The 14273-nt window shown below is 69.7% G+C and carries 10 protein-coding genes; 3 read left to right on the top strand and 7 right to left on the bottom strand.

The window, feature by feature from the left end:
- Positions 1-128: 128 nt before the first annotated feature.
- From KBX71_RS18125 to KBX71_RS18155, 7 genes are all read right to left on the bottom strand, one after another.
- Positions 129-2267, bottom strand: a complete 2139-nt coding sequence (locus tag KBX71_RS18125; protein WP_307847144.1) for an alpha-glucuronidase — start codon at positions 2265-2267, stop codon at positions 129-131.
- A complete protein-coding gene (locus KBX71_RS18130; protein WP_210819179.1) occupies positions 2264-4297 on the bottom strand; it encodes a beta-galactosidase in 2034 nt (677 codons plus the stop codon). Before KBX71_RS18130 ends, KBX71_RS18125 begins: the two co-directional genes overlap by 4 nt.
- The gene (locus KBX71_RS18135; RefSeq protein WP_210819180.1) at positions 4294-4983 is read right to left on the bottom strand and encodes a DUF624 domain-containing protein; all 690 of its coding nucleotides are present in this window, start codon (positions 4981-4983) and stop codon (positions 4294-4296) included. The genes KBX71_RS18130 and KBX71_RS18135 overlap by 4 nt, the downstream gene beginning before the upstream one ends.
- Positions 4984-5071: 88 nt before the next feature.
- On the bottom strand, positions 5072-6685 hold the full coding sequence (locus tag KBX71_RS18140) for an extracellular solute-binding protein (RefSeq protein WP_307847145.1): 1614 nt from the start codon (positions 6683-6685) through the stop codon (positions 5072-5074).
- A 77-nt stretch (positions 6686-6762) separates the two neighbouring features.
- Positions 6763-7671 carry a carbohydrate ABC transporter permease gene (locus KBX71_RS18145; protein WP_307847146.1) on the bottom strand — a complete coding sequence of 303 codons (909 nt, stop codon included), beginning with the start codon at positions 7669-7671 and terminating at the stop codon, positions 6763-6765.
- Positions 7668-8657, bottom strand: a complete 990-nt coding sequence (locus tag KBX71_RS18150) for a sugar ABC transporter permease (RefSeq protein WP_210819183.1) — start codon at positions 8655-8657, stop codon at positions 7668-7670. The genes KBX71_RS18145 and KBX71_RS18150 overlap by 4 nt, the downstream gene beginning before the upstream one ends.
- A 10-nt stretch (positions 8658-8667) precedes the next feature.
- Positions 8668-11031, bottom strand: coding sequence for a glycoside hydrolase family 3 N-terminal domain-containing protein (locus KBX71_RS18155; RefSeq protein WP_210819184.1), 2364 nt, complete (start codon positions 11029-11031; stop codon positions 8668-8670).
- A 318-nt stretch (positions 11032-11349) separates the two neighbouring features.
- Between KBX71_RS18155 and KBX71_RS18160 the strand changes: the two genes are divergently transcribed.
- The 3 genes from KBX71_RS18160 to KBX71_RS18170 form a co-directional block, all read left to right on the top strand.
- On the top strand, positions 11350-12387 hold the full coding sequence (locus KBX71_RS18160) for a LacI family DNA-binding transcriptional regulator (RefSeq protein ID WP_124823104.1): 1038 nt from the start codon (positions 11350-11352) through the stop codon (positions 12385-12387).
- A 21-nt stretch (positions 12388-12408) separates the two neighbouring features.
- A complete protein-coding gene (locus tag KBX71_RS18165) occupies positions 12409-13407 on the top strand; it encodes an acetylxylan esterase (protein ID WP_210819185.1) in 999 nt (332 codons plus the stop codon).
- Positions 13408-13585: 178 nt separating this feature from the next.
- A partial coding sequence (locus KBX71_RS18170; protein ID WP_247683688.1) for an SGNH/GDSL hydrolase family protein occupies positions 13586-14273 on the top strand: 688 nt, incomplete at its 3' end.

Genomic DNA, 14273 nt, shown 5'->3' on the forward strand with positions numbered 1-14273 from the left:
CAACGGGTGCTGTCGACGCCGACAGGTCCCGAGAAATTATCGGAACGTTTTCGGAAGCTGCCGGACCTCCGGTGAGCACGGTACGAGGGGCGGCCCGACCGGATGGTGGGGCCGCCTCTCGCCGCCGCTCAGTAGATGTCCCGCCCGCGCTCGTCCGGCACTCCGGACTTGCGGAAGAAGTACGTGTTGATCTGGTCGCGCCACTCGGTGGCGCAGCGCACCTGCTCGTCGAGGCGTTCGGCGACCCGCTCGTACACGCTCGGGTCGATCATGCCGTTCAACGTCTGCCACCTCCGTCGCATCGACGTCACCTCCTCGACCCCCGCGAAGTGGGTGTCGTAGATGTGCTGGATGACTGTCGAGCCGCTGTGCAGCACATGCCCGTACGGCACGTGGTGGAAGAAGAGCAGCAGCTCGTCCGGGCAGGTTTCGGGTGACTCGTACACCTCCGACCAGTACGGCGGGTACTGCCCTGTGAAGCCGGTGCCGGACGCCCGGCTGCGGTCCACGCCCACGCCGTCGCGGTCGGCGAAGTGGTAGGTGCCCCACCGGGTGTACTCGTACCCGTCGACGCCGGGGCCGTAGTGGTCACCGGGGTTGACCATGAAGCCGACGCCCAGCGGGGCGGTGTAACGCTCGTAGGTGAGCCACGAGTCGTCCATGATCTCGTGCAGTGTCCGCCGCACCAGCTCCGCGTCGGCGGTCGCCGACGGCGGAAAGGTCAGCGTGATCCACTCGTCGAGGATCGCCGTCGGGTCCCGCCGAGGGTCCCAGGCCAACCGGCCGAACGTGTACAGGTTTGCCTGGGCCAACGGATGCCCGGTCCAGAAGAGGTCGTCGCCGACGTTGGCGACGGCGACCATCCCGCCGCCCGCTGCCACCTCGCCCGTGACCACGTCGGCGATCGTCCGTCCGCCCGGCCCCCAGGGTGCGAAGCGCAGCACCTCACTCCACCACGGGCCGAGGTGGCAGACGTGCCGCTGTTGGCCCGTGTACTCCTGGGTGACCTGCAACTCCACCGCCAGGCGGGTCGCCGGCATCGCGGCGAGCATCGGCGAGACCGGCTCGCGCGTCTGGAAGTCCACCGGGCCGAACTTCACCTGGACGACAACGTTTGTGCGGAACCGCCCGTCGAGCGGGGCGAAGTGGTCGTACGCGGCCCGAGCCCGGTCGGTGGACCGGTCCCGCCAGTCCTGGTGGTGGTTGTAGACGAACGCCCGCCAGTGCACCACTCCCCCGTGTGGGGCGAGCGCCTCGGCCAGGAGGTTCGCCCCGTCGGCGTGGTCACGGCCGTACGTGAACGGGCCAGGTTGCCCCTCCGAGTCGGCCTTCACCAGGTAACCGCCGAAATCCGGGATGCGGTCGTACACCCGCCGGGTGGTCGCGGCCCACCAGACCCGCACGGTCTCGTCAAGGGGGTCGGCGGTCGGCAGGCCACCGAGGAGCACCGGCGCGGCGAAGCTGACCGACAGGTGCACCCGGATGCCGTACGGGCGCAGCACGTCCGCGATCTCGGCCACGTCGCCGAGCCGGTCGGTGAGCAGCAGCGCCTCCGTGCGGGCCACGTTGACGTTGTTGACCGAGATCGCGTTGATCCCGCAGGAGGCCAGCAGCCGCCCGTACTCCCGCACCCGGGCCAGGTCGCCGCGCGGACGGCCGTCGTGCCAGAAGATCGAGCCGCCCGCGTACCCCCGCTCGACCTGGCCCATCACCGGGTGCACGGCCACGTTGTCCCAGTGGTTCAGCATTCGTCGGCGCAGCGCCGGCCGGTGCCGCTCCGGGGGACGGACCGGGTCGAAGGCCGCCGCGCAGAGTCGGACCACGTGGAAGAGCCCGTACAGCAGGCCGGCGGGCGCGTCGGCCAGCACCGCCGTCACGTCGCCGGCCCGTGCCAACACGAAACCCTCGTCGCCGAGCGGCGCGCCGTCGCCCAGCTCGACCAACGCCGCCTCGCCGGCGACGCGCGCCGCCTCCACCGCCGGGTTGGGCAGCTCACCGGCGTCGCGCAGCGCGAGCACCAGGTCGACGTCGACGTCCCAGGAGGGGGAATGCCACACCCGCCCGCCGTAACGCGCGCAGGCACGCGAGACTTCCTGGAGGACGGTGTCGACGAGCAACCCCTCGCCGTGCAGGAGGATGCGGCGCGCGCCGAGCGACCGGAACGCCTCCGGGGGCAGCCAGGCCGGGTGGACGCGCGGCTCCGCACCATCCATCGGCTCCTCGACGAACATCCACTGCTCCAACTCCACCGACTCTTCGGCGTTCACCGGTCCTCCTCCAGCACGACAACCCCGTACGCCGGCAGCCGCAGGGCAGCGCCGGCCGCCGTACGGTCACCGGTGAGCAGGTCGACGCCGCCGGTCCGGGCGGTCACCTCGACCGGCTCGGCGCGGTGGTTGAGCAGAAACAGCAGCCGCGACCCGTCCGGTGCCACTCGGACGGCGGATTCCAGATCCGGTACGTCCGGGTAGGGCCCGAGCAGGCCGTGCCGGTCGAGCACCTGCCGCACCACCCAGGACACCCCGGTCTGGTCCAGACCGGCGGCCACGTACCAGCCGTCGCCCGCGCCGAACGCGTTGCGGGTCACCGCCGGGGTGCCCGCGTAGAAGTCGGCCTGGTAGGTGCCGATCACCTGCGCGCCCTGCGGAACCACCAGCTCGAACAGAAGCCGCGCGTCGACGTCGACCTGGGCCGCGCCGTCGCCGAGGCGGACCGGGTTGACCACCTCCGGCCCACGCGCGTCCCACTCGTCGACGCGGACACCCGTGAGCTGCCCGAGCGGGCCCGGCACGTCCATCAGGAACGCCTGGTCGTTCTCGTCCACCCGGCCGGACAGGTAGGTGGTCAGCACCGACCCGCCGCGCGTCGCCACCGCCTCCAGTCGCTGCGGCAGGTCGCCCTTGATCAGGTGCAGGGCCGGGGCCACGACCACGTCGTAGCGGGACAGGTCGGCGGTCACCGCGACGACGTCGAGGTCCACACCGGCGTCCCAGAGTGCCCGGTGGTACGCGAGCACGACGTGCTGGTAGCGGACCAGCCGGGACGGGCCGTCGGACAGTTCCAACGCCCACCAGCTGTCCCAGTCGAACAGCAGCGCCACCCGGGCCGGGGTCCGCGCGCCCAGCGACGCCGGACCGAGCCGTTCCAGTTCGGCACCCAGCTCGGCGACCTCCCGGAACACGCGGGTGTCGGAGCGACCGGCGTGGCCGATGACCGCGCCGTGGTACTTCTCGCTGGCCCCGCGGGACGCGCGCAGCTGGAAGAAGAGCACCGCGTCGGCGCCGTGTGCCACGGCCTGCCAACTCCACAGCCGCATGAGACCGGGGCGCTTCAACGGGTTGACGTCGCGGCACGCGGTGAAGCTGGGGGTCTGTTCCATCAGCCAGAACGGCTGGCCGTCCTTGAGCCCGCGCATCAGGTCGTGGGTCAGTGCCATCCGGGCGGCCGACTCGTCGTCGGGCGGGTAGTTGTCCCAGGACACGAAGTCCAGCTGAGCGGCCCAGCGGTGGTAGTCGATGGGCCGGTACATGCCCATGAAGTTCGTGGTCACCGGCAGCGTGGGGCTGGACTCCCGGATGGCGGCCTTCTCGTCGCGGAAGTTGGTCAGCATGGCGTCGGAGGTGAACCGCAGGTAGTCCAGTGTGATGCCCGGGAACGCGGTGTGGTTCGGGCCGCGCCAGTGCTCGGTCAACGCCGACGGTGGCTCGATCTCGTCCCAGTCGGTGAAGGTGTGCGACCAGAAGGTGGTGTACCAGGCCTCGTTCAGCTCGTCGAGGGTGCCGTAGCGGTGGCGCAGCCAGTCCCGGAAGCCCGCCGCGCACAGCGCGCAGTAGCAGGCGCCGCCGTACTCGTTGCCGACGTGCCACGCGAGCACCGCCGGGGTGTCGGCGTAGCGGCGGGCGACCCGGCGGGCCAGCTCGGTCGAGAGCCGGCGGAAGACCGGCGAACTGGGGCAGGAGTTGTGCCGCTGACCGAACCGGTGCTTGCGACCCTCGAAGTCGGTCCGGGTCACCTCGGGGTACGCCCTCGCCAACCACGGCGGGTGGGCCCCGGTGCCGGTGGCCAGGCAGATCCCGCGCCCCTCGGCACTGGCCCGCTCGACGACCCTGTCCAGCAGCGTGAAGTCGTAGGTGTCCTCGGCGGGCTGGGTGAGCGCCCAGTCGAACACGCCGAGGGTGACCAGGTCGATCCGTGCCGTGTCGAAGAGGCGGTAATCCTGCTTCCACACGTCGTCGGGCCACTGTTCCGGGTTGTAGTCGCCCCCGAAGGGCACCTTGGCGCTGAGGGGCAGGCTCACGCGATGAACTCCTTCCGGATCAGGTGGATCATCGGCTCGCTGACGCGCAGGAACGCCAGGACCGCGATCGACGCGAGCAGCATCAGCACCGCCTCGGAGAAGACCGCGATGATGCCGGTCGCCGCGGCCAGCAGCAGGGCGTTGCCGACGGGAACACCTGGGGTACGCACGACGAAGTGCACGGCCAGCCGGAGCACGTCCCGGGTGCGAAAGTCGAACAGCGAGGTGATCACCAGCGCGTTGGCCGCGCAGAGTGTCACAGCCACTCCGATCAGCACCAGCGGCACCGCCCACCAGCTCGACAGGCCGACCGCGCCCCGGTAGGCGAGGTTCACGGCGAGCACTGTCAGCCACAGCAGCGTCGGCACCCAGATGCGCAGCACGCCTAAGGCGTTCGCCCGGTAGCCACGCCAGAACAGGGCGGCTGGGCGCAGGTCGGTCAGGTCGGTTCGCTGGTGGCGCAGGGCGTACAGGGCGGCGGAGACGGCCGGGCCGACCGGTACAAGGAGGAGCGCGGCCAGCGGCAGGTTGCTGGGGTCGCGGCCCAGCAACAGCAGCGGGAGCAGGGTGGGCACTGTGGTGAGCAGCAGGACCAACTCGACCACGAGCAGGATGTAGACGCGCGAGGTGATCCGCGACAGTGGGCCGTCGCCGAACTGTCGCCAGGTCTGGGCCGCGCCACTCACGATCGCTCCCTCCGGTCGATGTCGCTGACCCGTGGTCGCCGGGGGTCCGGTCGGACGGCGACAGGCCGCCCGACCGGATCCCCGCTGATCAGCCGTTGTTCTTCTGGAACCGCTCGTACGCCTTGTTGACCAGGTCGATGTACTGGTCGGAGTTCTTGGCCTTCAGCTCGGCCACGTACGCGTCCCACTCGCTGAGGGGCCGCTGTCCGAGGGCGAACTTCAGCGTGTTCTGGGTGACGAAGTCCTTCAGCGGGGTCTCCCAGAGCGACACCTGCTCGCGCTCCTCATCGGTGAACGGGCGCGGCGGGGGGACCTCCCTCGGCTTGCGGGCGTCCATCACCTTCTGGAACTCCAACTCCTCCGGGGAGAAGAACCCGCGGACCAGGTCGGGGGTGCCGCCGTAGGCGAAGACGCCGTTTTGGAAGCCGAAGTCCTTCTGCAGGTGCTTGGACGCCTTCGGGTTGAGCCCCAGGAAACTGACGTCAGGGACGAGCGTGCGCTTGCCGGACGCGTCCTTGGTGAAGGTGGTGCCCTCGACGCCCCAGCGGGCGAATTCCAAACCCGCGTCCGAATACCACAACCAGTCGATGAACTGCATCATGGCCACGAAGTTCTTGCTCTCCCGCGCCTTCGAGGAGATCATGATGCCGTTCTCCAGCCGGGGGAACGGGTTGACCTCGCCGGACGGGCCGATCGGCAGCGGGATCTTGGCCATCTTCGCGTTCGGCAGGGTCTTGGCCAGGTCGGGCCTGTGGTTGTTGACGAGCGTCTGCGCGTTGCCGGTGACCACGAAGGACTTGCCGTTGGCGAGCTTCTGGCGGGCCTGGTCGTCGGTCTGGGTGAAGCTCTCCGGGTCGAGCAGGCCCTCGGCGACGAGCTTGTGCAGGTACGTGACCACCTGCTTGTACTGCTCGGACGAGCCGGTGTAGGTGAACTTCTTCGCCGTCGGGTCCCAGGTGGCGTGCTGGAAGTCCCAGCCCGCGTAGGTGGCGTGGGAGGAGCCGAGGATGCCCAGCAGGGCGCCGGTGGGGTTGGGCTTGCTGAAGAGGTCGGAGTACGGGTAGACGTTCGGGTACTTCGCCTTCATCGCCTTGAGCACGGTGTACAGGTCGTCCCAGGTCTTCGGGACGGGGAGGTTGAGCTCCTGCATGATGTCGGTGCGCACCAGCACCGTGTAGTCCTGCGTGGGCTTCTCGTGCAGGCCGGGTAGCAGGTAGAACTTACCGTCGGCCTGCCGCAGGTTGTCGATTTCCGGCTTGAGGTTCCACTTGGTGATCTTCTCCTTGAAGTTGGGCATCAGATCCAGGTAGTCGCTCACCGGCAGGATCGCTCCGGAGGACACGAACGCGTCCTCCTGCGGGTGGTACGTCTTCGGGATGATCAGCGGGGCGTCCCCGGCGCCGATCAGCAGGCTGCGCTTCTGCTCGTAGTCGCTGAGCGGCACGGCCACCGGCTCGATCTTGACGTTTGTCCGCTTGGTCAGCTCCGACCAGAACGCCCAGTCTTCCTTGAGCGGATAGAACGTGTGGTTGTTGTAGAGGGTGGAGAAGGAGAGCGCCTCGGTGGCCTTGAACTGGTCGCCGACGCCGTAGGTGGCCATCGCGCCGACCTTGTTCTCGGTGAGGTCAGTCGACTCACCGGGGTCCTCGGAACAGGCGGTGGTAAGGGAGAGCGCAAGCAGACCCGCGGTGGCTAATGCCACGCGGCGCCACGTCTTGTGGAGCATGGCTCGTCCTTTCGGTGGTGGGGTTTCGGTGGGGAAGCGGTGCGGCGCCGGCGTCATCCCTTGACCGCGCCGAGCATCACGCCGCGGACGAAGAACCGCTGGACGAAGGGGTAGACCGCCAGGATCGGCAGGGTGGTGAGCACGATCGTCACGGCCTGGAGAGTGGCCGCGGCCTGGACCTTGTCGGCGTCGGCGGCGGCCGACTCGGCGCTTGTGGCGCCCGCGATGAGGTTGCGGAGGTAGACGGTGACCGGCAGCAGATCCTGCCGGTCCATGTAGAGGAACGCGGCGAACCACGAGTTCCAGAAGGAGACCGCGTAGAAGAGCACCATCGTCGCGATGATCGCTTTCGACAGCGGCAGCACGATCCGCAGCAGGATGCCGTACGTGTTCAGCCCGTCGACGGCCGCGGCCTCCTCCAACTCGCTCGGCAGACTCTCGAAGAACGCCTTCATGACCAGCAGGTTGAACACGCTGATGGCATTGGGGATCACCACGGCCCAGATGGTGTTCTTCATCCCCAGGCTGGTGACCAGCACGTAGTTGGGAATCAGGCCGCCGGAGAAGAACATGGTGAACAGCGCGACGCCGATGAGGAAGGGGCGCCCCTTGAGCTGCGGCTTCGACAGCACGTACGCGTAACAGGTGGTCAGCACGATCGAGATGAGCGTGGCGACCACCGTGTACACCACGGTGTTGCGGTAGTTCGTCCAGAACATCGCGTCCGACATCAGCAGCTTGTACGCGGTCAGGTCGAACCCACGCGGGACGATTGTCACCTCGCCGGCGATGATGTACGCCTCTTCGCTGAGCGAGCGGGCCACGATGTTGAGGAACGGGAACAGCGTCACCACCACGACGCCGAGCAGGACGACAGTGTTGACGATCCGGAAGATCCGGTAGCCCCGACTGTCCACCGGACCCCGCGTCTTCGGGGCGTCGCTCTTCGTACCGAGGATCACCACAGGCTCGTCCCCACCGTGCGCCGGGAGATGAGGTTCGCCGTCAGGACCAGGATCAACCCGATCACCGCCTCGAAGAGACCGATGGCGGCGGCGTAGCTGAAGTTGCTGGACTGGAAGCCCATCCGGAACAGATAGGTGGAGACCACGTCCGCGGTCGGGTACGTCAGCGGGTTGTAGAGCAGCAGGATCTTCTCGAACCCGACCGCCAGGAAGTTGCCGATGTTGAGGATCAGCAGCGTCATCATCGTCGGACGGATGCCGGGCAACGTGACGTGCCAGGTCTGCCGCCACCGGCTGGCGCCGTCGATCCGGGCCGCCTCGTACAGGTCCTCGTCGATGGTGGTGAGGGCCGCGAGGTAGAGGATCGTGCCCCAGCCGACGGTCTGCCAGACCTCGGATGAGACGTAGATGGCGCGGAACCACTCCGGCTTCTGCAGGAACGCCACCGGGTCGCCGCCGAACAGGCCGACGAGCTGGTTGGCCGCGCCCTCGATCGAGGTCAGTTGCATGACCATCGCCGCCACGATCACGATCGACAGGAAGTGCGGCAGGTAGGAGACCGACTGGACGAACCGCTTGAACCGGCGGGCGCGCACCTCGTTGAGCATCAGCGCCAGCACGATCGGCAGCGGGAAGCAGAACAGCAGGGTCAGCGTCCCGAGCACGAGCGTGTTGGTGAAGACCTCCCAGAACGTCGGGTCGTTGAGGAACATCCGGAAGTAGCGCAGCCCGACCCAGTATTCGCCGAAGATGCTGCCGCCCGGCTTGAACCGGCGGAAGGCGATGATGTTGCCGATCATCGGCAGGTAGCGGAAGACCAGGAAGAACAGCAGCGGCAGGATGGCGAGGGAGTAGAGCTGCCAGTCCCGGCGCAGTGCCTGCCGCCAACTGCGACCGCGTCGTGGCGAGCGCGGGGCAGGGCTCTGCGCCGCCTGCGGAGAACGCGGCGGCGCCGGCGGCGGTGGCCGCAGGGTTGATGTCATCCTCGGCCTCCTATGCCGCCTGTGGAACAGCCACGAGAGGCTCCACCCGCACCGAGGTGAGCAGTTCCCGCTCGTGGCCGACCTGGCGCTCGGCGCCGACCAGTCGCAGCGGCAGGGCGGCCGCCATGTCGCCACTCGACCGGCCGAAGCGCAGCTCGACGTCGCCGGGCTCGACGATCCGTTGGCCGGTCAGGCCGGTGAACGACGCCACGTCGGCCGGTACGCCGAACGTCACGTGCGCCACCTCGCCGGGCGCCAACGGCAGTCGGGTGTAGCCGATCAGCCGGACCACCGGACGGGTGGTCTGCGCGACCGGGTCGTGCAGGTAGAGCTGCACGACCTCGGTGCCGGCCCGCTCACCGGTGTTGGCGACGGTGATCCGCACCCGCACCTCGTCGTCGACCGGCCAGGCAGTCGGATCCTCGCGCGGTTCGACCACCGTCGCGTCGGACCACTCGAAGGTGGTGTAGCTCAGCCCGTGGCCGAACGGGTACGCCGGGGTCGGGTCGATCGAGGAGACCTTGTTGCGCCGGCCGAGCGGTGGTGCCAGGTAGGTGCTCGGCAGCCCGCCGGCGTCGCGGGGAACGCTGACCGGCATCCGCCCGGAGGGATTCACCGCGCCGGTGAGCACCTCGGCGAGCGCCTGCCCGCCGAGCTGGCCGAGGAAGAATGCCTGCACCACGGCCGCCGCGCCGTCGAACTCGGAGCCGAGCGCGTAGGGGCGGCCGGTCATCAACACCAGGACCACAGGGGTGCCGGTGGCCAGGACGGCCCGGACGAGGTCGCCCTGCACGCCGGGTAGTCGCAGGTCGACGGCGTCGCAACCCTCACCGGAGGTGCCCCGGCCGAACATTCCCGCCCGGTCGCCGACGGCCAGCACGCACACGTCGGCGGCGGTGGCCGCGGCGACCGCGGCCGGGATACCCGAGGTGTCCTCGCCGGTGATGGCGCACCCCGGTTCGTGGGTGAGCATCGGGACCCGTCGGGCCAACTCGTCGCGCAGAGTGGGGATGTCCAGGCCGAGGCCGTAGTCGCTGTGGTTGACGCCCACGTGGTTGGGGAACGAATAGCAGCCCAGCATGGCCATCGGGTCGTCGGCGACCGGACCGACCAGGGCGACCCGGGTGGCCACGGGCAGTGGTAGGACGCCGGTGTTGCGCAGCAGGACGACCGACTCCCGGGCGAGGCGAAGGGCGATGTCCTGGCTGGCCTCGTCGTCGAAGCGCAGGGACGCCACGTCGTCGGGCAGTTCCTGCCAGCCCTCGTCGAGCAGACCTAGCTCGATCTTCTGGATCAGCACCCGACGCAGCGCGCAGTCGATCAGCGCCTCGTCGACCTCGCCGCGGCGCGCCGCGTCCACCAGCGGTTCGCCGAAGGCGTCCACTGTGGGCAGCTCGACGTCGATCCCGGCCCGCAGGGCGAGCCGGGCCGCGTCGGCGGCGTCCCCGGCGACTCCGTGCAGGGTCTGCAGGAACCGTACCGCGAAGTAGTCGGCCACCACGGTGCCGGTGAAGCCCCACTCGTCGCGCAGCAGCCCGGTCAGCAGCCCACGGTCGGCCGCGACGGGCAGGCCGTCGATCTCGGCGTAGGAGTTCATCACCGAGCGGGCGCCGCCGAGGCGCAGCGCCATCTCGAACGGCGGCAGGATGACGTCGGCCAGTTCGCGGCGCCCCATCGGCACGGGTGCGAGATTACGTCCGCCCCGGGAGGCGGAGTAGCCGGCGAAGTGCTTCAGCGTGGCCACCACGCCGGCCCGCTCCAGGCCCCGCACGTACGCGGCGCCTGTCGTCCCGACCAGGTAGGGGTCCTCGCCGATGGTCTCTTCGGTACGGCCCCAGCGGTAGTCGCGGGTGACATCCAGGACCGGGGCGAGACCCTGGTGCACACCGGCGGCGCGCATCGATCGTCCGATCCGGTCGGCCATCGCCTCGACCAGGTCGGGGTCGAAGGACGCGCCCCAGCTGAGCGGGGTCGGGTAGACGGTGGCCCGCCACGCCGCGAACCCGGTGAGGCACTCCTCGTGCACCTGCGCGGGGATGCCGAGCCGACTGGCGGCCACGATCTGCGCCTGCGAGGCCGCCAGCGATCGGGCGCCGAGCACCGGGTCGACCGGGGCGGTGCCGAACGGGCGGGTCAGCTGACCCAACCCGTGCTGGATGACAGTGCTCCACTGCGGCAACTCGCTGATCATGTCTGATTGGTGCGGTGCGACGCCCTCGCCGCTGGCGTCGGCGCCCACCCAGACCCCGACGAGCTGGGCGATCTTCTCTTCGAGGGACATCTTCGGCAGGAGCGCCTCGGCCCGCTCGGTCGGCGACAGCCGCTGATCACGCCAGGGAGCGGCGCCGCTGTCCTCGAGCGACTGACTTCGCATGCCATGACCCCTTAGCTCCGGCCACATCCCCGTGCCCTCGTGGAACCGGCTCCGTGGCGGACGTTTCTCACGATCCGAAACTTTCCGGAAACCTGCGTAACCTTTTCGGCAACCTAAGTGCCGCATCGATGCCTGTCAAGAGTCTCAATCGGACTACCAGGGGGTGTTTCCTGCACACGGTGACTCCCCAATCGGCGCTCCGTCGCCGATGAGCCGTGCGACGACCGGCGAATGGGCAACGCGACTCCGGTACCGACTGGCGTGAATGTCCCATCATGTTAAGGTCGGCCGAAACTTTCGATGTTGTATGAGGCTGCGATGACAGAGCACCGCCCGCTCGACCCACCCGCCTCCACCACCATCGCGACCATCGCCAACGATGTCGGCGTCTCGGTCGCGACCGTGTCCAAGGTCCTCAACGGACGCGGCGACGTCGCCCCCGGCACCAGAGCCCGCGTCGAGGCGAGCCTCGACCGCCACCAGTACCAGCGCCGCGCCCGGCGACACGCGACAAGCGGCGGTCGGGTGGACCTCGTGTTCCACGAGTTCGACACGGGTTGGGCCATGGAGATCCTGCGCGGCGTCGAGGCGGTGACCTCCGCGGCCGGCATCGGGTTGTCGATCGCCCAGCTCGACGGCGCGCACCGCCCACCAGCACGATGGCTGGAGGCGTTACTCGCCGACCGCCCTTTGGGCGTGGTGTTCGTCCTCTCCCACCTGGCCGAGGCCCAGCAGCAGCACCTGCGGCGGCAGGGCATCCCGTTCGTCGTCGTCGACACCGACAGCGCGACCTCGGCCTCCGTGCCCACCGTCGGGTCGAACAACTGGAACGGCGGCCTCCTCGCCGCTCGGCACCTGCTGGAGCTGGGGCACCGACGGATCGCCATCATCTCCGGGCCACCCGATGTGCTGTGCAGCCGCGCCCGCGCCGCCGGCTTCCAGTCGGCCCACGACGAGGCCGGAATCGCTGTCGACCGCGAGCTGATCCGCTACGGCAGTTTCTCCGCCGGAGCCGGGCACGCCCACGGGCTGCAACTGCTCCAGCGGCCGGACCGACCCACGGCGATCTTCGCCGGGTCGGACATCCAGGCCATGGGGGTGCTCCGGGCCGCCCGTCAGTGCGGCCTGCGAGTGCCCGAGGACCTTTCGGTGATCGGGTACGACAACCTGCCGGTCTCCGCCTGGACCGACCCGGCCCTCACCACGATCAACCAACCGTTGCGGGACATGGCCGGCATCGCCACCCAGATGTTGCTCGACCTGACCAGGGGAAACGAGCCGGCGACCAGCCGGATCGACCTGGTGACCGAGCTGGTCGTCCGGGAGAGCACCGCGCCCCCCGCCAACCCGCACTGACCCCGGCCCCTGCGAGGACCCGTGCCCCACTCCGCCCTCACCTTCGACGAACTCCAGCGGTACGCGCCCGAGGTCCCCGAGCCCGACGACTTCGACGGGTTCTGGCGGGACACGCTCGCCGAGGCGGCCGCCGTGCCGGTACTCGTCGACGTCCGTCCCGAGCCCACCGAGCTGCGGCTGCTCGACTCCTGGGATGTCACGTTCGCCGGGTTCGGCGGTGACCCCGTACGCGCCTGGTACACCCGCCCGGCTGGTGTTCGAGAGCCGCTGCCGGCCGTGGTCGAGTACGCCGGCTACGGTCGCGGCCGGGGCCTGCCCCACGAACGGCTGACCTGGCCGGTGGCCGGGTACGCGCACCTGTTGATGGACAACCGGGGCCAGGCGGGGCAGTACGGCGCCGGGGACACCGCGGACCCGCACGGGGCGCCCGGCGGGCCCTGGCCGGTCACCTGGGGGATCCTCGATCCGCGGACCTACCACTACCGCCGTGTGATCACCGACGCGGTCCGGGCGGTCGAGGCGGTCCGCGCGCTGCCGGGGGTCGAGGGTGACCGGGTCACAGTGGTCGGCAACAGCCAGGGTGGCGGCATCGCCCTGGCGGTGGCCGGTCTCGTCGACGATCTGAGCGCGGTGCTGACCACCGCCCCATTCCTCTGCGACATGCGCCGGGCCGTCGCGCTCACCGACCTCGCGCCGTACGGCGAGATCGCCAGGTACCTGGCGGTGCACCGGGAGGCCGAGGAGGCGGTGTGGCGCACCCTGTCCTATGTCGACGGGGTGAGCTTCGCGCGTCGGGCGACGGCGCCTGCGCAGTTCGGGGTCGGCCGGCGCGACACCGTCTGCCCACCGCGAACCGCCTTCGCCGCCTACAACCACTACGGCGCCGCGAATGGGCGGCCGGTCCCACCCGAGCGGGAGATGCACGTCTACCCGTTCAACGGCCACGAGGGCGGCGAGGCCGTCCACGTCTTGCGTCAGCTGCGCTGGCTGGGCTCGGTGCTCCACCCGGTCGGGGCCTGAGCGGCTCACCTCCGTTTCATTGATGAGTGTTAATGTATTGCGCACCCCCACCAGAGGAAGTCCCATGCGCACTCCAACCCTCGTCCAAGCCCTCCCTTCCACACCGACCGGCAGCGCGACGACGTCGAGGCCCCGGCGGGCCCGCCGATGGTGGACGGCCCTGGCCGCCGTCGCCGCCATGGTCGCCGCCGTGCCGATCACGACCACTCCCGCGAGCGCCGAGTCCAACGGCGGCGTACGCGTCATGCCGCTCGGTGACTCGATCACCGACGGTTTCAACGTTCCCGGCGGTTACCGGATCGAGTTGTGGCAGCGGTTCACGTCCGGTGGTTACCGGATCGACTTCGTCGGCTCCCAGTTCAACGGCCCAGCCAGCCTCGGCGACCACGACCACCAGGGCCACTCCGGCTGGACCATCGCCCAGATCGACGCCAACGTGGTGAACTGGTTGCGGGCCACGAACCCGCGCACCGTGCTGCTGCACATCGGCACCAACGACATGTACGGCGACACGTCCGGTGCCCCGTCCCGGCTCGCCACGCTCGTCGACCGGATCACCAACACCGCCCCGACCGCGGACGTGTTCGTCGCCACGATCATCCCGAAGTCCGGTGCGGACAACCAGGTTCGGGGCTACAACGCCGCGATCCCCGGAATCGTGCAGAGCCGGGCCGCCGCCGGCAAACGCGTACACCTGGTCGACATGTACGGCGCCCTGACGCTCAGCGACCTGGCCGACGGGGTGCACCCGAACGCCACCGGCTACCGCAAGATGGCCGCCGCCTGGTACGACGCTCTCCGCGCGGTGCCGGGCAGCATCGGGGGCGACACGCCTCCGACCACGACCCCACCCACCACTCCCCCAC

The sequence above is a fragment of the Micromonospora sp. D93 genome (assembly GCF_018070365.1).
Classification (GTDB): domain Bacteria; phylum Actinomycetota; class Actinomycetes; order Mycobacteriales; family Micromonosporaceae; genus Micromonospora; species Micromonospora ureilytica.

Excerpts from the sequence above, each read along its gene's own strand:
- KBX71_RS18160 (WP_124823104.1), top strand. The coding sequence starts at position 11,350 with ATGACAGAGCACCGCCCGCTCGACCCACCCGCCTCCACCACCATCGCG.
- KBX71_RS18150 (WP_210819183.1), bottom strand. The coding sequence starts at position 8,657 with ATGACATCAACCCTGCGGCCACCGCCGCCGGCGCCGCCGCGTTCTCCG.
- KBX71_RS18155 (WP_210819184.1), bottom strand. The coding sequence starts at position 11,031 with ATGCGAAGTCAGTCGCTCGAGGACAGCGGCGCCGCTCCCTGGCGTGAT.